This window comes from Trichococcus sp., assembly GCF_049684335.1.
Classification (GTDB): Bacteria; Bacillota; Bacilli; order Lactobacillales; family Aerococcaceae; genus Trichococcus.
The window spans coordinates 25936-44217 of the sequence record NZ_JBAVFV010000015.1; the positions used below are offsets into that span (position 1 = coordinate 25936).

An 18282-nucleotide genomic window follows, 5' to 3' on the forward strand; every position below is an offset into this window, starting at 1 on the left:
TATTACAAAAAGACAACTCTGGCTTAGTAAATAATCCAGGGCAAAAAGGAGCGAAAGAGACATGAAACAAGAAATCCATCCAAATTACCAAACAGTTGTATTCATGGATACAACTACAGGATTCAAATTTTTATCAGGTTCAACAAAAGGTTCAAGCGAAAAAGTTGAATGGGAAGATGGCAACACTTACCCAATGATCCGTGTAGAAATTTCTTCAGATTCACACCCATTCTATACAGGACGTCAAAAATTCACGCAAGCCGATGGCCGTGTGGACCGCTTCAACAAAAAATATGGTTTCAAAAACAACGAAGAAGAAGCATAATCTTCTTGAGGAGGGCTTTCCCGGTTTCGGGAAGGCTTTTTTTTGTTTCTACCGGTTTTTTCTGGGTCAAACGATGTATTTCCTGTGTATGGGCCGCCGGAGTCTTGGATTTTGCGGGTGGTCGATGGGTTTGCTATGATAGCTTTAACCAGGAACGAGAGGGGAAGCGAAGATGGCTAAAACCAAGCCCACGGAGGTATCCGTGCAGGAGTTTATCGAGGAGATCCAGCAACCGCAAAAGAAAGAGGATGCTTATGCGCTGTTGTCGTTGTTTGCGGAAGTGACCGGAGAGGAAGCCAAAATGTGGGGGCCGAGCATCATCGGTTACGGGAAATACCATTACGTTTACGCGAGCGGCCATGAAGGAGATGCCCCGCTGGCTGCTTTTTCGCCGCGCAAGACTGCGCTGACGTTTTATTTTATGCTGCCGGATGTAAAACGGGAGGAGTTACTTGTGAAGCTCGGCAAACACAAAACCGGAAAGGGCTGCGTGTACGTCAACAAGCTTTCCGATATCGATACAGCTGTGCTGAAGGAAATGATCCAGGAAGACATCGCCCATGCGAAGCAACTTTATGGGGAGACGGCCACTGCCAAAGCACTCCCGGATTTGGATTCCCTCACAAAGCGGTTGGGATTCGAAAAATTCCAAAAGCGTGCCGTTCTTGGGAAAGAGCGCGCCGTGGCTGATGATTTTGCGGATTTAGATTCCTATGATACGAATTTGGATGCCGGAAAATACGATCTGATTATTTCCTATGTCCTGACGTTGGAGGAACTGAATGAACGCGTCTGGGATACGATTAACCACAATCGCTTGAATCCGGAAGGCTACCTTTACATCGCCTATCCGAAAATCGGGAACAAGACCTATGACACATCCGTGCATCGCGATGCCATCTTTCCAAGTCTGGGTGTGGATGACGGCAACGGCTATGTCGGCGACAGCACCTTGAAATTTGCGCGGATGGTCAAGCTGGATGATACATTCACGCTTGTCGGGATGAAAAATGATGTCAAAGGAAAAGGCAAGCCGTCTAAATCGAGCAGCGGCAATGTGGCCGACTATGAGCAATTTATCCCGAGTGTGAAGAAATATCTGGAGGCAGAGCATCCGGAGGCTGCGAAGCTTTATGCGGAACTGACGCCGGGCTATCAGCGGGATTGGGCCCGCTACATCTACAGCGCCAAGCAAGCCGCTACGCAAGCAAAGCGCAAAACGGAGATGCTCGACATCCTCGGCAAAGGCCACAAGACGAAGAACCTGTACCAACAATGGCTGAAGGAACAAGGGTAAACCAAATCAAAAGGAGGAGACGACCGCGTTGCGGCCGTCCCCTCCTTTTGTTGTTATGAGGTTCTCCTGTCTCCGGTGAACAGAGGCTTCGCCGGAGTTCCGATTGATTTTTCGGGTCCGCCTCCGACGAGCGATTCCTCATCGGAGCTGGCACCGATTCTGCGAGCCTATCTTTGGCGAGCGGAACGAGTGCGCACTGTCCGCGCGCACGCGCACGTATTCACTCATCCACAAGTTCTTTTTCCAACGTTTTGGCCAATTCTTGGATCGCAGGGTCCGGATCAGCCAGAAAGTTCGCCAGCACAGCGTGGACCGAATCCGGCAATTCGTTCCGGAAGTAGAGGATCTGCGTTTCCAGCGCTTCGCAGGCGATACTTCGGAAGGCTGCATCGGAATGATCGGAAAAATGCGCTAGCCATTGGAGATACCAGTGCTTGTCCGGGTCATCCTCGAAGTGCAGGAGCAGCTCAGGCAAGCCTTTACAGTCGGCCAACAAAAAGGCGTGCTCTCCTTCTGTGTGCGTGAGCCGAATTTCCTCTGGAACGGTCAGCGGTCCCGATGTCAGACTACGCAGGAATTGGTCAAAGTCGGCAGCGACAGTCTGCCAATTGTCCGTTTCGATATCGATGTACCGGATGCTAGGCTCGCCGGACGGGGACAATTTTGAATAGTCGAAGGCAAAGATTTGGCTGTCGTTGATGCTGAAAAGCAAAAAATAATCCGGCAGCCCCGCTGAACGGGCAACTTCTTGCTGGGCATACAGGCTGTTCTGGGGATCGTCGTGAAGTCCCAGGATCGCATGGACGGCTGCGTAATCGATGCCATCGGATGTGGGCTCTTTGGTCGCGATGCGTGAGCATAACAGATAGCCGCCGTTCTGTTCCGCCAGCAGGTCAAGATAGGCCTGAGGCAGATCGGCTGCAGTAACATCTTTGTATAAAAGAGCAGTTTTGAAGAGGATGGGCAGATTTTTAAAAGTGTGTTGCGGGATGAAATACATAAGTACACCTCATCTGATTTTCTTTCCTTCATGATATCACAGATGCCAGCACTTTTCGGCAAAGAGATAGTTAGTCTATTTTTTTACAAAACGAATAGACTCTTCTATAATGAAAGGTGTAGACGGAAAAATGTCTAGGTCAGCCGTTAGGTCGGCAAGAGAGAAAAGGAGCTGTGAGCAAAATGAATTGGATAATAGGAATCATTGTAGTGGCAGCGATCATCGGGGCAGTCTGGATTTCGTTGTATAACAGTCTTGTGAAGAATAAACTGTGGGTAACGGAAGCTTGGAGCCAAATCGATGTCCAGTTGAAACGTAGGAACGATCTGATCCCGAACATCGTTGAGACGGTCAAAGGCTATGCGAAGCATGAGCAGGAAACGTTGACCAAGGTCATCAATTTGCGCAATATGATTTCCGATATGGGAACCGAAGATCCGGCTAAAAAGATGGAACTATCCAATCAACTGTCGAGCCAATTGCGGACCGTTTTTGCTTTGGCGGAAGCGTATCCCGATTTGAAGGCGAACCAGAATTTCTTGGCATTACAGGAAGAATTGTCCGCAACGGAAAATAAGATTGCCTATGCGCGCCAATTGTACAATTCCAGTGTTACGCAATACAACATCAAATTAGGGACATTCCCGAGCAATGTTGTGGCAAATGTCCATGGTTTCCGCCCCGAAGTCGTTTTGGCAACTCCTGAAGAAGAAAAAAATGTACCGAAAGTATCGTTCTGAGTAAATATGATTTTGATGGAAAGTTGGTGAGTACCTTTGCTCCATCAACAAATTGAGCAGAATAAACGGCGCACCGTGCTGATTGTATTCTTATTCTTTCTCTTGTTTGCGGCATTGGGGGCAGCTATTGGCTATCTGAATTGGGATAATGCCCTGTCCGGTGTCGCGCTTGCGTTGATCATCGGAGTGGCCTACGTCGGCATCATGGTGGCGCAATCCACACAAGTGGTCATGAGTCTGAACAATGCCAGGGAAATAACGGATAAGGCGCAATACCCGATGCTCTGGAATATCGTCGAGGAAATGACGATCGTAACGCGGTTGCCTTTTCCGAGAATCTTCATCATCGAGGATGAAAGTCCGAATGCGTTTGCGGCCGGAAATTCGCCGGAAAAGGCATCTGTCGCCGTGACGACAGGCTTGCTGAAGAAACTGAACCGTGAAGAGCTGACTGGGGTCTTGGCGCATGAGTTCGCGCATATCCGCAACTATGACATCCGCTTATCCACTGTCGCTTTGGCAATTGCGGGGCTGATCGCCTTTTTGGCCCAATTCAGCACTCGGATGATGTTCTGGGGTGGCGGCGGCCGGCGACGCAAAAGCGATAACAGCGGAGGGTTGGGCATCATTTTGCTGATCCTTTCCTTGCTGATCCTGGTTCTGTCGCCTTTTGTGGCCACCATCATCCGTCTGGCGCTGTCCCGCAACCGGGAATATCTGGCTGATGCGAGTGCGATTGAGTTCACACGCAATCCGGAAGGGCTGAAATCCGCTTTAATCAAAATAGCGACAAGCGACCCGATGGAGGCAGCGAATGCAGCCAGTGCCTCGCTCTATATTGTGAATCCTTTCAAACGGATGAAGGAGGGCGAAGCAGAAAATGATGGCTTGTTTTCGACCCACCCTTCAACGGCAAACCGAATCAAACGATTAGAAGCTATGTAAATAGCTTCTTTTTTTCGGACATTTTATGCAAATTGTACAAATAAAGTTCGGTTTCTGATGTGAAAACCCTTTCAATTTGTTGCTATGAAAAAAAATAGGGGAAAAAGGCAAATTATCTTTGTAAAAGATACGGATTTGTAATAATATTAACATGGTACTGATACCTTAATCGGTTTTGCACGTAGTAGAATGATAATAAGGGATATTTCGGAAAGGGGGGGATCATTCATGAGCGAAGATATGTTATATGTTCATTATGAAACAGTCAGCAATTATGTTTTGAGCAAAGGGATAGCGGTGAAGGATTATACAAAGTTAGCCCGGAAGCTTCCGGAAAACTTGTTGTTGGTGGACGGAAGAAAAAGTATTGGAACATATGATAATCATACCGGTTTTCAGGTGATTAAAGGCCAAGAAAACGTAAAAGCGTTCTTCCAAAAAGGGACGGACAATCAAACCGCTATGGGAAAATGGATTGATTTTGTGAATGTGGATATGTTGCATCTCCTCACCCCAATCGAAATATCCGAAATCCTGTATATCGCCCATGCGCATACGCACTTGCACTCACCGTTCTATTACAAATTACAAAACAACTACATCTACCTCACGTTGCCGAATGGCTTCATAAAAATGTATTACCGCTACTTGGAGCAATTCCATGAGTTGTTTGCCGAAGCCATCACCGTCAAGTTGAAGGAAAAAGTGAATGAGAAGAAGCGCTTTTATCAGAAAGACAAAGAAATTGCGTCATTCCCTATCGAACGCGTGAAGGAATTCATTCCGATCTTCAAAGAAGGAGCCGTAATCTCCTTCCGGCAGATGAGCATCGAAGAAAATACATATTGCATCCCATTGTTCATCGCGGAAGACCGTTACGCCAGCATCGGCGGCCGTTTCAATGAAAAGGATTCGGTGGGCACCATCTGTTATGACATGGAACGCAATGAGTGGGAAATAGACATAGACTTCGAATGAAAGCCTAAGCCGGAACTTAGGCTTTTTCTGTATCCATTGAGCCGAAATTAGCTGTTTTGGCCCCAGCATCAGGGATGCCAAGCCACTTTTCACAAAAATCGTTTTAGGTAAAAAATAAATATGGTACAATGTTTCTTGATTAAGGTAGTTATCAAAAAATTCGGAGGATTTCTCGATGAAAATTTATTTGATTTACGGCGGAAAGAGCGCTGAGCACGATATCTCGATCCTGACAGCACATTCAATCATAAAGGCGATCTATTTCAACTATTATGAAGTTGTGCCCGTCTATATCACCAAGGCAGGCGCATGGATTCAAGGGCAATCCCTTTCTGAACCCGTGGCATTCTCTGAGAACCTTTATTTAGAGCCGGGTTCCGAGAAGCGCTTTGCCGATTCGCAGGATGGGAAATCCTACGGCGAACTTATTTCACCGGCAGACATCCAGTCTGAGGATGCTGTCATTTTCCCCGTACTGCATGGACCCAACGGAGAAGACGGAACGGTACAAGGGCTATTTGAAGTTCTGAATATGCCTTATGTCGGCTGTGGTGTCCTTGCCAGCGCCAGCGGAATGGACAAAATCGTCAGCAAGCATCTTTTCCAACAAGCAGGGTTGCCGCAAGTGCCTTATGTGGCCGTAACCCGAAATGACTGGAAAAATGACCGCGAGAAGATCTTCATCCAATGCGAAGGCAGCCTGATTTATCCGATGTACATAAAGCCAGCCAATATGGGCTCAAGCGTCGGCATTTCAAAAGCTACGAATCTTGAGGAGTTGACCGCAGCGATCGAAACGGCTTTCCGCTATGACCGTCGCGTGGTTGTTGAACAAGGTATCGAAGCCCGTGAAATCGAAATCGCGGTATTGGGAAATGACGATGTTCATACCTCCGTACCCGGCGAAATCGTTAAAACCAAAGATTTCTATGACTACGAAGAGAAGTACGGCAATGAAGAAGTATTGTTGCAGATTCCGTCTGAATTACCGGAAGAAATCACTGCCAAATTGCAGAATTATGCAACAATTGCTTTTCGAGCGCTTGACGGAAGCGGTTTGAGCCGATGCGATTTCTTTGTTACCAAAAACAATGAAATCTACATCAATGAAGTCAATACTTTGCCTGGCTTCACTTCCCGCAGCATGTATCCGTTGCTATGGGAACACACAGGATTGAAATACAGTGATCTAGTGGAAGAATTGATCCAGTTGGCATTGAAGCGCCATGAAGAAAAACTATCCTATCAATTTGTAGAATAATGAATGGAAGGCCGTGATTTCCCTGATCGTCAGCAGCACTGAAAGCATGGAGTGCTTGCTGCGAACCCAGGGAAAGGACGGTTTTTTTTTAGATCAGGGGGAAGGTCTTCTGAGAACTAATCGGAAATGAGGAACCAACTATGAAACCACTACGCATCATCGATGTTGTGAAAGCAGTAGGGGCGATCGACTATACGTCGGCTAATCGCTTTGCTGAAATAAATGCTGTCGTCTTCGACTCCCGTAAAGCAACGCCTGGCAGTTTGTTTGTGCCTTTGCAGGGGGAAACGGATGGTCATGATTATGTCCAGTCTGCAATCAAGAATGGAGCGGCAGCAACTTTATGGAGCCGCGCGGCAGGAGAAGCTCCTGAAAATGTTGCCGTCATTCTGGTGGACAACACGCTGGAAGCTTTGCAAAAGCTGGCGGAAGCATATCTGAATATGATCCAACCGAAAGTAGTCGCAATCACCGGCAGTAACGGAAAGACCACCACCAAGGACATGACGGCTGCCGTTCTGTCCGCTCGGTTCCGTGTCCATAAGACTGAGGGCAATTACAATAATGAAATCGGCATGCCCATGACCATTCTGGAGATGCCGGAAGACACAGAGGTGTTGGTGCTTGAAATGGGCATGAGTAACTTCGGCGAAATCAGCTTGTTGAGCCGATTGGCAAAACCGGATGTTGCCATCATCACGTTGATCGGGGACAGCCATCTGGAATTCCTCGGTAGCCGCCGCGGCATCGCCAAAGCCAAATTGGAAATTTTGGAGGGGCTGAAGCCTGAAGGGACGTTCATTTATCCTGGAGACGAGCCGTTGATTGCCGAGGAACTGCCTCAGCAAAGCGACTTCCGTCAGCTGACTTTCGGCACGGACGAAACGGATACGGTCTATGCCTATGACATCGTTCCCGGAAAAAACCGAACGACTTTCCATGTGAACCTGGATCCGAACGTCGATCTGGAGATCCCTGTATTGGGTGTGTACAATGTCCGGAATGCTTTGGCTGCATTAGCAGCTGCCCAGGTGTTGGGCATGCCGGTCGCTGAAGTGAAGGAAGCGTTGGCGACTTTTCAGCTGACCGCCAATCGCACGCAGTGGTTGGATGGCGTAAATGGCTCGCAATTGTTGAATGATGCGTACAATGCCAGCCCGACGTCCATGACGGCCGTGCTGCGTTCATTCGCACAGCTGCCGCGTGAGGGCAAGAAAATTGCGGTGCTCGGGGACATTCGTGAATTGGGCGAACGCTCTGCTGAAATGCACGCTGCCTTGGCGGCTGAAATTTCCCCTGCGTTGTTCGATCAGGTCTATCTATACGGCACGGAAATGGTCGCTCTTTATGAAAACTTAAAGACTGCCTTTCCGGAAGGGAAACTTTATCATTATGTTGGGGAGAAGGCGCCATTGATCGATAAGCTCAAGACAGAGCTTCAACAAGCTGATCAAGTACTGATCAAATCCAGTTTCGGCACCGATTTATTGGCGGTCGTGGCAGCTTTGCGTGTATAATAGGAAATGTAAGGGAATTTGGATGGGTCGTGTCGTCGCAGAAGCAAGGAGATCCCTTTTACAGCCAATGTAGAGCGCATATGTCAAATGTCGGTAAATTGTAGGTTTACTTGTCATTTTCATTAGAAATATCCTTACAACAAGGTTTTTTTGTAAGAAATTTCATTATTTTAAGAGAAAATGATTTGTAAAACTCTGCGGAACGTGTTATTATTGCTGATGGTAAGAATAGAGAAATAAGAGGGTTTTTTCTGCGAAGTGCAGAATGTTTGATTTATCAAGCTTTCTATTCAAGGGATTAAGTAAAAAAGGTTTATCTTTTATTTATAAGATTATGAACCGTATTTAGATACGGGTAAAAGAAAAGACTCTCTAAATTTTAGTTTCTCAAAATTAGGAGGAAACATGAAATTTTCAGAATTAGGTTTAGATGCAGTATTATTACAGTCAATTGAGACAATGGGCTTCGAGGAAGCAACACCCATCCAAACGGAAACTATTCCTTTGGCGCTCAAAGGATTAGACGTTATCGGACAAGCACAAACAGGTACTGGTAAAACAGCTGCTTTTGGATTGCCGATGTTGCAAAAAATCAACACAGAAAACAAAGCCATCCAAGGGATTGTTATCGCGCCAACGCGTGAATTAGCAATTCAAACACAAGAAGAACTTTATCGCTTAGGCAAAGACAAACATGTATCAGTACAAGTGGTTTATGGTGGAGCAGATATCAGCCGTCAAATTCGCGCTTTAAAAAACAAACCGCAAATTATTGTTGGGACACCAGGCCGTTTATTGGATCATATCAAACGCAAAACAATTCGTTTGGATCATATTGAAACGCTAGTTTTGGATGAAGCAGATGAAATGTTGAACATGGGCTTCTTGGAAGACATCGAAAGCATCCTTAGTGAAACACCATCTGAGCGTCAAACATTGTTGTTCTCAGCAACGATGCCTGACCAGATCAAAAAAATCGGTGTTAAATTCATGCATGCTCCAGAACACGTGAAAATTAAAGCATCTCACGCTTCAGCTAACTTAATCGATCAATATTTCGTCAAATGTAAAGATTTCGAAAAATTCGATACAATGACTCGTTTGTTCGATGTTCAAAATCCGGAATTGGCTATTGTATTCGGCCGTACAAAACGTCGTGTTGATGAATTGTCTAAAGGATTGGAACTACGCGGTTACCGTGCAGAAGGAATCCATGGCGATTTGACACAACAAAAACGTATGAGTGTTTTGAATGCATTCAAGACTGGCGATTTGGATTTCTTAGTAGCGACTGACGTTGCTGCGCGTGGATTGGATGTTACAGGTGTTACACATGTATACAACTATGATATCCCGCAAGATCCAGAAAGCTATGTTCACCGTATCGGCCGTACTGGTCGTGCCGGTAAGGAAGGTATGTCAGTGACTTTCGTTACACCAAACGAAATGGATTACTTGCGTACAATCGAAAACTTAACCAAAAAACCGATCACTCCATTACAACCACCAAGTGATGAAGAAGCTTTCCGTGGCCAAGTGAAATCAGCTATGGATGAAGTGGAATCATTGGTGAAAGAAACAGAAACAGACAAATATCAACGTGCAGCTGTTCGTTTGCTTGAAGAGCACACTGCTGAAGATTTGGTAGCAGCATTCTTGAAGAGTCTTTCTAAAGATGCTACTGATGTTCCTGTTAAGATCACACCAGAACGCCCATTGCCTTCAAGAAAAGGTAAAGGCGGCGGTGGTTACAAAGGTAAGAGCACAGGCGGCGGCTACAAAGGTAACCGTAGTTCATCAGAAAGACGCGGCAGCGGCAGTGGCGAACGCAGCGGAGAACGCAGTGGCAACAAAAATCGCTCAAGCGACAGCAAACCACGCTCCGGCGGCAAACGCTATGATGACAAACGTGGCGGCGGCAGTGCCGGCGCACCTAAAAAAAGCAGCCATAGCTTCACTATCCGCAGCAACAACGACTAAAACGTGATAAAACCTCTTCTCCGATTGGCCTATGCCAGGGGAAGAGGTTTTTCTTTTGCTGGAAATTTTTTTTGTTTTTGGTAAAATGGGAACAATGTATGCAGAAGAGGCGGTGATTGGAATGATTTATGGAATAGGATTGGACGTAACCGAGCTGGACCGCATCACGAAAGCCTATGATCGGCGTTCGGGTTTTGCGGAACGGGTTCTGACCGAATCGGAACTGAAGTTGTTCCTGGCTCTGAGCGGGTCGCGCCAAATGGAATTTCTGGCCGGGCGCTTTGCCGCAAAAGAAGCTTTCTCGAAGGCTTACGGTACAGGCATCGGCAAGCTGTCTTTCCAAGATGTCGAAATTTTACCCGGAGAGAACCGGAAGCCTGAAATAACCAAATCTCCGTTTGATGGGACAGGATTTGTTTCCATCACCCATTCGGGGAACATCATTGCCGCGCAAGTGGTATTAGAAAAGTAAAGGGGTCTTTTACAAATGGTAGTAGGAAAGCACCGTCCCACAATAGAAACTGTCGATTTGGAAGCTATTTCGTGGAACATCCAACAAATCAGGAAGGGTCTGTCTCCTGGAAAGAAATTTTTTGCGGTTGTCAAAGCCGATGCCTATGGATTGGGAGCTGTTCCGGTCGCGAAAAAGGCGAAGGAAGCGGGGGTGGACGGTTTCTGTGTCGCGCTGTTGGATGAAGCGATGGAACTGCGGGAGAATGGATTGTCCGATGATTTCATCATGATTGTGGGCCCAACGGAGGCAGAAGACGCTGCACTCATAGCGGATAACGGAATCAGCGTGGCCGTCACGACAGCGGAATGGCTGGATGCAGCCTTGCCGTATCTGCAGGGACGAAAAACGGATCTGCCAGTTCGCATACATTTGGCGATTGATACCGGGATGGGCCGCATCGGTCTGCGTACAGTCAAGGAGGTCAAAGCCTTCGAGGCGCGGATTGCCGAACTGAATGGCTTTGTTTTCGAAGGCATCTTTACGCACTTCGCAACGGCTGACGGTGAAGATCCTACATTGGTGGATCGCCAGCTGGCTTTGTTTGAAGAAATTTTGCAGGCAATGGAGCAACGACCGCCGATAGTGCATCTGGCGAATTCCGCTATTTCTCTTTGGCATGAAGCATTCCAGACGGATGCGGTCCGCGTCGGTATCGCAATGTACGGATACAATCCTTCTGACACCGTATTGGAGCTTCCGTATGAATTGAAGCCATCGGTACAGTTGGATACACATATCAGCTATGTCAAGCAAATGCATGAAGGCGACACAATCGCATATGGCGCCCGTTATCGTGCATTTGAGGGAGAGTGGATCGCTACGCTTCCGATCGGGTATGCAGACGGATGGCGGCGGGATCTTCGCCATCAGACAGTCATCGTCGATGGCCAGCGCTGTCCGATCCGAGGAGTCATCTGCATGGATCAATGCATGATCAGTCTACCGAAAGAATATCCGGTCGGGACGAAAGTGACGCTCTTGGGGGAAAACGGTGGACTCGTCAACAATCCGTCCGAAATGGCGGTAACGATCGATACGATCGGCTATGAAATTTTGACAGGAATCAACGCGCGCGTTCCGCGGATCTACAAATAGAAAAAAATCAGGAAAGCTGTCAGTTGCCTGTTGATGAGGGTAGGCAGCTTTTTTGCTGCGTGAAAGAAGGAGCGAAGTCACCGGGGAGCGCCATCTCCGGCCATAAGCAGGGTCCCGGAGGAGAGCTGCCATACGTAATCCCATCTCCGGCCAAAAAGCCCGTCACCGGAGATGGGCAGTCACACGGGGTTCGAATCGTCGGCTGACGCTATATCATGTAATGAAAATCAGATGAAAATGCGCCGTTAGTCGTTTTCAAAAGAGAACATGTATGGTAAACTGTTTGAGCTCTCGAAGGAGTGCGTGGTTCGTCTACCATCCCACGAAAAAAAACTAGGAGGTTTTTAGGTTGAGTACAAGAAAAATGGTTATCAATACAATTATCGCAGCGCTTTATGTTGCTTTGACAGGGATTTTTGCTTTTATGTCGTTCGGTGCCGTCCAATTCCGTGTTTCAGAAATGCTGAATCATTTGGTAGGTTACCACAAAGATTATAAGTACGGTGTTTTGGCGGGTGTTTTCATCGCCAATCTAATTTTTTCAACATTAGGAGCTTGGGACTTGGTGTTCGGATTTGGCCAGACATTAATCTCGTTCCTTATTCTGGAAAAATTGTTCAAACCCAACGATTCCGAAATGAAACGCATGATGATGACCGCAGTCGTTTTCACGGTGACGATGGTTCTTGTCGCGATTGAGCTTTATATCGTTCTTGATTTGCCATTCTGGTTCAGCTTTGTGACAGCAGCATTCGGTGAAGCAGTCGTGCTGGTTGTCTCAGCACCGCTCATGAAATACATGAACAAGATCATCGGTTTTGCCGAAAAAATGGCCTGATCCATTAAAAATTAATATGAGAAAAACTGGAGAACGGGGGCTTTTGCTGCATGAACAGCAAAAATCCCTGTTTTTTACTAGGATATTTCTCATCGTTCTCTTATAATAGAGAGGTAATTGAAAAAGAGGGAGGCAACAACATATGGAAATGTACGCAATCACAGTCGGTCCTATCCAGGAAAACTGTTATTTTTTGATCGGCGACCATGAGAATGATACGATCATCTTTGATCCAGGTGAGCAAGCGGAGGACATCATCGCAGCCATCGAAGAGAATGAGTTGCATCCGATAGCGATCGTGTTGACCCATGCGCACTATGATCACATCGGAGCCCTCGAAACAATCCGGGAAAAATACGACGTTCCCGTCTATCAAAATCCTATCGAACGGGAATGGTTGTTGGATCCGGAACTGAACGGATCGGCACGCAATCCGAACGTTCCAGATGTCCGATTGTCGAAAGAAGCGGATGTCTTCTTCGAGGAGATGGGGCCTTACGAAATCGGAGAATTCCGTTTTGAGATGCAACATATTCCCGGGCATTCGCCAGGAAGCACCGTCTTCATTTTCCGTGAGAACGGGTTCGCGATTGTAGGAGATGTCATCTTCAAAGGGAGCGTCGGCCGCAGTGATTTGCCGGGCGGCAGCCATACAACCCTGATCGAAGGAATCCAGAAATATATCGTACCTTTGCCAGGAGAAACTGTCCTGTTCCCGGGACATGGCGATCCTACGACAGTAAGGGAAGAAATCTATTCAAACCCCTATCTGAATGGCGCTACTCGCTGATCCGGGGACACGCTGAAAAAGTCGGACAAGCACAAGGCTTCGTCCGACTTTTTTATTATGAGGTCTTAGATTGAGCGGGCGGATGAAGCAAAATTCTCGATGAAAGCTCCCTCGCCGGGAAATCCGCCGGACACTCAACGGCGCGGGTTGTGCTTCAGAAATCAACTTGCAGATTTTCGATTTCCGTCACTCGGAAATCTTTGCGTTCCAATGCCTTTACGATGGAATCCAGCACCTGTTTGGGCGTTCCGGCGGGTAAAGTGACCAATACCCTGCGCAAAGCGTCTTCCCGGTTGATGTCCAAGGAAATACAGCTAGCGATGGAGGAGTAACGGTTGATGATTTTTGTGATGTGGTAGAGATCGCCTTTCTGACCGGGCGCGATGACCGTCAGCACATAACTACCGACATCGATGCTCCATGATTGGGCCAACATGTTCAACAAGGCGTTATGGGTCAGGATGCCGTAAAAGGTCATATCCTTATTCAAAACGGAAATGTAGGGCAATTCTTTGATGGTAAAAAATACCTTAAAGAATGAACTGTCTATCGAAATGAATTTTGTGGCATTCTTCAGCAAATGCGTGACAGGCAGGTTCATGTCCCCACCGTTCGCTTTGTGCCGATAGATATGCATTTTGTAGATATTTCCACGAAAAATGGTTTCTGTTTCGTCCAGAATCGGAACGCAACGGAAGCCGGAATCTTCGAGGATATCCAGTGCATCCCGAAGCGTGGCGGACTCCTTGACGATGGTCAGCTCTCGTTTAGGGATGGCAAGTGAGCGGATAAGCATATAGTTAAAATCCTCCTAAAAACACGGTTGTCTAATGTGATAATAACATTAAAATAAAAAAAAGCAACGGTTATAAACGCATAGTTGAAAATTCTTAAATATTTGATAAATCAAGCAGTAAAGCCCTTCCAAGATGACGGAAGCTTTGTTTAAACATTAGATTGGTATGAGAACACTTGTCGGTACTGGAAAGCCAAAGGAAGAAGCACAGGACTGTTCCAACATGTGCCGCATGAAAAATCTCTTGATTTTTCGAGCGGAGTTGACTATATTAAGTAGTATATAATTGAACAGAATCTATATTTTTTTATGCAACTGCACAGAGTCTTGTTTCAGGGCATGTGCCAGTTGCGTGAGTCATCATAAAAAAGGAGAAAAAAATCATATGAATCCAGACCCCGAAGGCCAGTCGTTATTATCAAAAATAGTATTGATCCTAACCCTGACTTTACTGAATGCTTATTTTGCCTCAGCCGAATTAGCATTTGTTTCCATCAACCGCACCAAAATCGAGAAGTTGGCCAAAGACGGCGATAAGAAATCACAGAAGGTTTTGCGTCTCTTGGAGAATCCGGATGATTTCTTGGCCACGATCCAAGTTGCCATCACTTTTGCCGGATTCTTCAGCAGTGCGTCAGCTTCATCCAATTTCGTCGGCTATATCGAACCGTTGTTGGGAAACATCGCCGGCGGCAAAACAATAGCGATGATCATCATCACCATTGTCCTTTCCTACATCACACTCGTGTTTGGTGAACTGTACCCTAAACAGATTGCTTTGCAGATGCCAGAAACCATTGCGCGCCACACTGCAGGCCCAATCGTGATCGTCAAGACCCTTTTCAAACCGTTCGTTTGGCTTTTGTCTTTCTCGACCGGTATCTTGAAGCAGTTGACACCGATCGAATTCACTAATGAGGAAGAGAAGCTCACCCGTGACGAAATGAAGGCTATCCTCGCACAGAGCCGAGGCGAAGGGGTCATCGACCCATCCGAGTTCACGATGATGCAGGGAGTGCTCTCGTTGGATACGAAGCTTGCCCGTGAATTGATGGTGCCGCGTACGGACACTTTGATGATGGATTTGGATGATGATCTGGAATACAACATTGCGCTGGTTTTGAACAGTCAATATTCTCGGATTCCGGTTTATGAGGAAGACAGGGACAATATCATCGGTGTTCTGCATATGAAAAATGTTTTGAAGGCATCAAAGGAAGTCGGTTTCGAGAGGATTTCTTTCCGTGAATTGGTCAATACGCCGTTGTTTGTCCCTTCCACTATTTATATCGATGATCTCTTAGTTGAGTTCCGCAAGACCCACACGCATATGGCCATCATCAAGGATGAATACGGTGGCGTGGAGGGGATCATCACCCTCGAGGACCTTTTGGAGGAAATCGTTGGGGACATTGAAGATGAGTATGATGAAATTTATCGCCTTTCGAAAAAAATCGATGATAATCATTACGTCGTGAATGGACGTATGCCACTGGACAAGTTCAATCAATTGTTCAAGACGGCTATCGCATCCGAAGAAGTGGATACGATAGCCGGATACATGATCGAAGAACTCGGCTATTTTCCGAAAGATGATGAACATGCGACGATTCAGACTGGTGAGTACCTGCTGACAACTACGCAGGTCGAAAGCGGCAGGATCCGGGGTATCCGTGTCACGAGAGAGCCCGTCCAAGCTGCAGTTGTTGAAGATGAATAAGCGCAAGGCTGGGATCCATTCCCAGCCTTGTTGCCATTGATAAAAGAGTATGCGATAAGGAGAAAAAAGTATGGCATTGAACGAAATGATGGACAGACCCGTTGTAAAGAAAGAACTGGTTGCTTTTATGCGCGACAGACTGAAGCGTTTCCCCGGAGAATTGGGGGAACTGGAAAAGACCGCGAATGAAAGAGGCGTGCCGATCATTCCACATGAAACAGCTGTTTTCCTGAATATGCTGCTGGGACAGATCAAACCCAAGCAGATATTGGAAATCGGAGCGGCAATCGGCTTCTCCGGCAGCCTGATGGCACAACACGTCGGAGCGGAAGGCCACGTCACGACCATCGATCGTTTTGAGGTCATGATCAACCACGCAAAAGCAAACTTTGAGAAATTGGGCATCGCGGACAAGGTGACGCTTTTGGAAGGCGATGCGGCGGAAGTCCTGCCTACCTTGGAAGGTCCGTATGATTTCATCTTTATGGACAGTGCAAAATCCAAATATTATGAATTTTTGCCCCATTGCATCCGCCTTCTGAAGAAAGATGGCATGCTGGTCATCGATGATGTTTTTCAAGGAGGAACCATCCTGGATGATGAAGCTGACGTTCCGAAGAGGGTCCGCAAGATTCACCGCCGCCTGAACAAGCTGATGGATACCGTGTTGGACCACCCGGCATTGGAAACTTCTCTTGTACCTCTTGGCGATGGCCTACTACTGATCGTCAAAAAAGAAGAGTTCGATTTCGGCTATATCCTCGATGAAATCAAAAAAGAGAACCAGAATCGCGCATAGCAATCAAGGCCTGCCTCATATTGAGTCAGGCTTTTTTGTCGGTCCACACAGATGAAAATGCAGGTGTGTCTGTTTGCATTTCTTCCGCATAGGTATTATGATTAGTATCTAAGAAGACGGCCTATTATAAAAAAATTAAGCTAAAATAGCTTGCTTTTTAAAGAAAACATGGTAAAGTATTGAAAAGTAAGTTACAATTATTTGTAACACAAACGTAACTTAATTGTAATAAAACGAGAAGGTGGTCTGGACAGTGAAAAAGAAACCCATCATCATTGGCGCTACAGCGGTCTTATTGGTCGCAGCCGGATACTTTGGTATAGGTAGCTATTATGAGGATAAATTCTTACCGAATACGATGCTGGATGGCATTGACATATCGAACGATACCGTAGCCCAAGCAAAAGAAGAGACAACCGCTGCAATCACACAAGCGCAGATCCGAATCATGGAGAATGGAGAGACTATTCATGCCTTCACACCTGCCGACCTGGGCATCTCCATCGACAACACCGAGAAATTGGAAACGATGAAGGCCGAACAAAGTGGCTGGGATTGGCCAATCCTGCTGTTCCAAGAGAAGCAGGAAGCAACCGACCTTAGCGGTGTGTCTGTTGATGAAATTGCTTTAGGGAACATTTTGTCGGCGATGCCGTTGGAGAACGAAAGTCGTACGGCCCCCGTGAACGCTACTGTCGTCAAAGGGACTGACGGCTACGATATTTCGCCTGAAACGGTAGGGAACATGGTAGATCTGGAATTGTTGAAGGCTACGATGTTGGAAGCAGTCATTGCCGGAAAAACGGAAATTGATCTGGCACTGGCCTATCAACAGCCAACGTTAACGGCGGATGATCCAATTCTGGCGGAAACGTTGCAAAAATTGGATGATTTGACGGATACGGTTATCCAATATACCATTTCCGGACAGACAGAGACTGTACCCCAAACAGCCATCATCGAATGGTTGGGCACAGACGAGAATGGCGAAGTGTCCGTCAATCGCGAAGGCGTTGCAGCCTATCTGCAAGGACTGAGCGACAAATACAGCACCTACTCCCGTACACGGGATTTCTTGGCAACGGACGGTGAAACGGTCCAAGTCCCATCCGGCACGTATGGATGGACATTGGCTGTCGCAGCCGAAACGGACAACCTGATCAGCTATGTTTTGGCAGGGGAAGATGTGACGGTAACGCCGAATTATAACGGCACCGGCTATCATGCGGATGGCGCGGACATCGGCACCACCTATGTCGAAGTGGATCTTTCAAGCCAACACATGTGGTATTACCAAGATGGCGTCGTTGTGCTTGAAACGGATATCGTTTCCGGTCATCCGATATCGCCGACTCCGACAGGGGTCTTCTACATTTGGAACAAAGAAGAGGATGCCGTTTTGAAAGGCTATAATCCGAGAACCGAAAAGGATTACGAATCGCCTGTCGAATACTGGATGCCTGTCGAGTGGACAGGCATCGGTATCCACGATTCATCTTGGCAGCCTGCTTACGGCGGTGAATATTGGCTTACTGCCGGCTCGAATGGTTGTGTCAATACGCCACCCGGGGTTATGGCCGAACTGTTTGGGATGATTGGTATCGGGGTTCCGGTCGTCATCCACAGCTGATGAATCAATAAATGAATGCCATAATGTCTAATAGGGGGATGAGCCATCAGTCAGGAA

17 protein-coding genes and 1 riboswitch are annotated in these 18282 nt (G+C 47.0%); of the genes, 15 read left to right on the forward strand and 2 right to left on the reverse strand.

Going from position 1 to position 18282, the window contains the following annotated elements:
- The first annotated feature begins 61 nt into the window (after window positions 1-61).
- Together WBM30_RS03985 and WBM30_RS03990 are read left to right on the forward strand one after the other, a co-directional pair.
- Window positions 62-325, forward strand: a complete 264-nt coding sequence (locus WBM30_RS03985) for a type B 50S ribosomal protein L31 (RefSeq protein WP_086987004.1) — start codon at window positions 62-64, stop codon at window positions 323-325.
- A gap of 172 nt (window positions 326-497) precedes the next feature.
- Window positions 498-1622 (forward strand): DUF1801 domain-containing protein, encoded by a 1125-nt coding sequence (locus tag WBM30_RS03990; protein WP_424899489.1) that lies wholly within the window; start codon window positions 498-500, stop codon window positions 1620-1622.
- Between the two features lie 220 nt (window positions 1623-1842).
- Here the strand turns inward: WBM30_RS03990 and WBM30_RS03995 are convergent, their stop codons facing one another.
- Entirely contained in the window at window positions 1843-2622 is a 780-nt protein-coding gene (locus WBM30_RS03995) for an SMI1/KNR4 family protein (protein WP_424899490.1), read from the reverse strand.
- A 182-nt stretch (window positions 2623-2804) separates the two neighbouring features.
- Between WBM30_RS03995 and WBM30_RS04000 the strand changes: the two genes are divergently transcribed.
- The 10 genes from WBM30_RS04000 (at window position 2805) to WBM30_RS04045 (ending at window position 13280) form a co-directional block, all read left to right on the forward strand.
- A complete protein-coding gene (locus WBM30_RS04000) occupies window positions 2805-3362 on the forward strand; it encodes a LemA family protein (protein ID WP_424899491.1) in 558 nt (185 codons plus the stop codon).
- A gap of 36 nt (window positions 3363-3398) precedes the next feature.
- Window positions 3399-4307 (forward strand): zinc metalloprotease HtpX, encoded by a 909-nt coding sequence (htpX, locus tag WBM30_RS04005; protein ID WP_424899492.1) that lies wholly within the window; start codon window positions 3399-3401, stop codon window positions 4305-4307.
- A 228-nt stretch (window positions 4308-4535) separates the two neighbouring features.
- Window positions 4536-5285, forward strand: a complete 750-nt coding sequence (locus WBM30_RS04010; RefSeq protein ID WP_424899493.1) for a hypothetical protein — start codon at window positions 4536-4538, stop codon at window positions 5283-5285.
- A gap of 175 nt (window positions 5286-5460) precedes the next feature.
- Window positions 5461-6546, forward strand: coding sequence for a D-alanine--D-alanine ligase (locus WBM30_RS04015; RefSeq protein ID WP_424899494.1), 1086 nt, complete (start codon window positions 5461-5463; stop codon window positions 6544-6546).
- A gap of 140 nt (window positions 6547-6686) precedes the next feature.
- Complete coding sequence (locus tag WBM30_RS04020) at window positions 6687-8063, forward strand: UDP-N-acetylmuramoyl-tripeptide--D-alanyl-D-alanine ligase (protein ID WP_424899495.1); 1377 nt, start codon at window positions 6687-6689, stop codon at window positions 8061-8063.
- Between the two features lie 405 nt (window positions 8064-8468).
- Entirely contained in the window at window positions 8469-10043 is a 1575-nt protein-coding gene (locus WBM30_RS04025; protein WP_106449936.1) for a DEAD/DEAH box helicase, read from the forward strand.
- A 121-nt stretch (window positions 10044-10164) separates the two neighbouring features.
- Window positions 10165-10515 carry a holo-ACP synthase gene (acpS, locus tag WBM30_RS04030; protein WP_424899496.1) on the forward strand — a complete coding sequence of 117 codons (351 nt, stop codon included), beginning with the start codon at window positions 10165-10167 and terminating at the stop codon, window positions 10513-10515.
- A 15-nt stretch (window positions 10516-10530) separates the two neighbouring features.
- The gene (alr, locus tag WBM30_RS04035; protein ID WP_424899497.1) at window positions 10531-11652 is read left to right on the forward strand and encodes an alanine racemase; all 1122 of its coding nucleotides are present in this window, start codon (window positions 10531-10533) and stop codon (window positions 11650-11652) included.
- Window positions 11653-11949: 297 nt separating this feature from the next.
- Window positions 11950-11995, forward strand: a riboswitch (PreQ1 riboswitch).
- A gap of 6 nt (window positions 11996-12001) precedes the next feature.
- The gene (locus WBM30_RS04040) at window positions 12002-12490 is read left to right on the forward strand and encodes a QueT transporter family protein (protein WP_234402536.1); all 489 of its coding nucleotides are present in this window, start codon (window positions 12002-12004) and stop codon (window positions 12488-12490) included.
- Window positions 12491-12632: 142 nt separating this feature from the next.
- Window positions 12633-13280, forward strand: a complete 648-nt coding sequence (locus tag WBM30_RS04045; protein ID WP_424899498.1) for an MBL fold metallo-hydrolase — start codon at window positions 12633-12635, stop codon at window positions 13278-13280.
- Window positions 13281-13434: 154 nt separating this feature from the next.
- On the opposite strand, the gene cbpA is transcribed toward WBM30_RS04045, so the two are convergent.
- On the reverse strand, window positions 13435-14076 hold the full coding sequence (gene cbpA / locus WBM30_RS04050; protein ID WP_086987015.1) for a cyclic di-AMP binding protein CbpA: 642 nt from the start codon (window positions 14074-14076) through the stop codon (window positions 13435-13437).
- Between the two features lie 385 nt (window positions 14077-14461).
- Between cbpA and WBM30_RS04055 the strand changes: the two genes are divergently transcribed.
- The 3 genes from WBM30_RS04055 (at window position 14462) to WBM30_RS04065 (ending at window position 18225) form a co-directional block, all read left to right on the forward strand.
- Window positions 14462-15796: a hemolysin family protein gene (locus WBM30_RS04055; RefSeq protein ID WP_424899499.1), complete on the forward strand. Its 1335-nt coding sequence runs from the start codon at window positions 14462-14464 to the stop codon at window positions 15794-15796.
- A 70-nt stretch (window positions 15797-15866) separates the two neighbouring features.
- Window positions 15867-16595 (forward strand): O-methyltransferase, encoded by a 729-nt coding sequence (locus WBM30_RS04060; RefSeq protein WP_424899500.1) that lies wholly within the window; start codon window positions 15867-15869, stop codon window positions 16593-16595.
- Between the two features lie 253 nt (window positions 16596-16848).
- Window positions 16849-18225, forward strand: coding sequence for a L,D-transpeptidase family protein (locus WBM30_RS04065; RefSeq protein WP_424899501.1), 1377 nt, complete (start codon window positions 16849-16851; stop codon window positions 18223-18225).
- Window positions 18226-18282 lie beyond the last annotated feature (57 nt).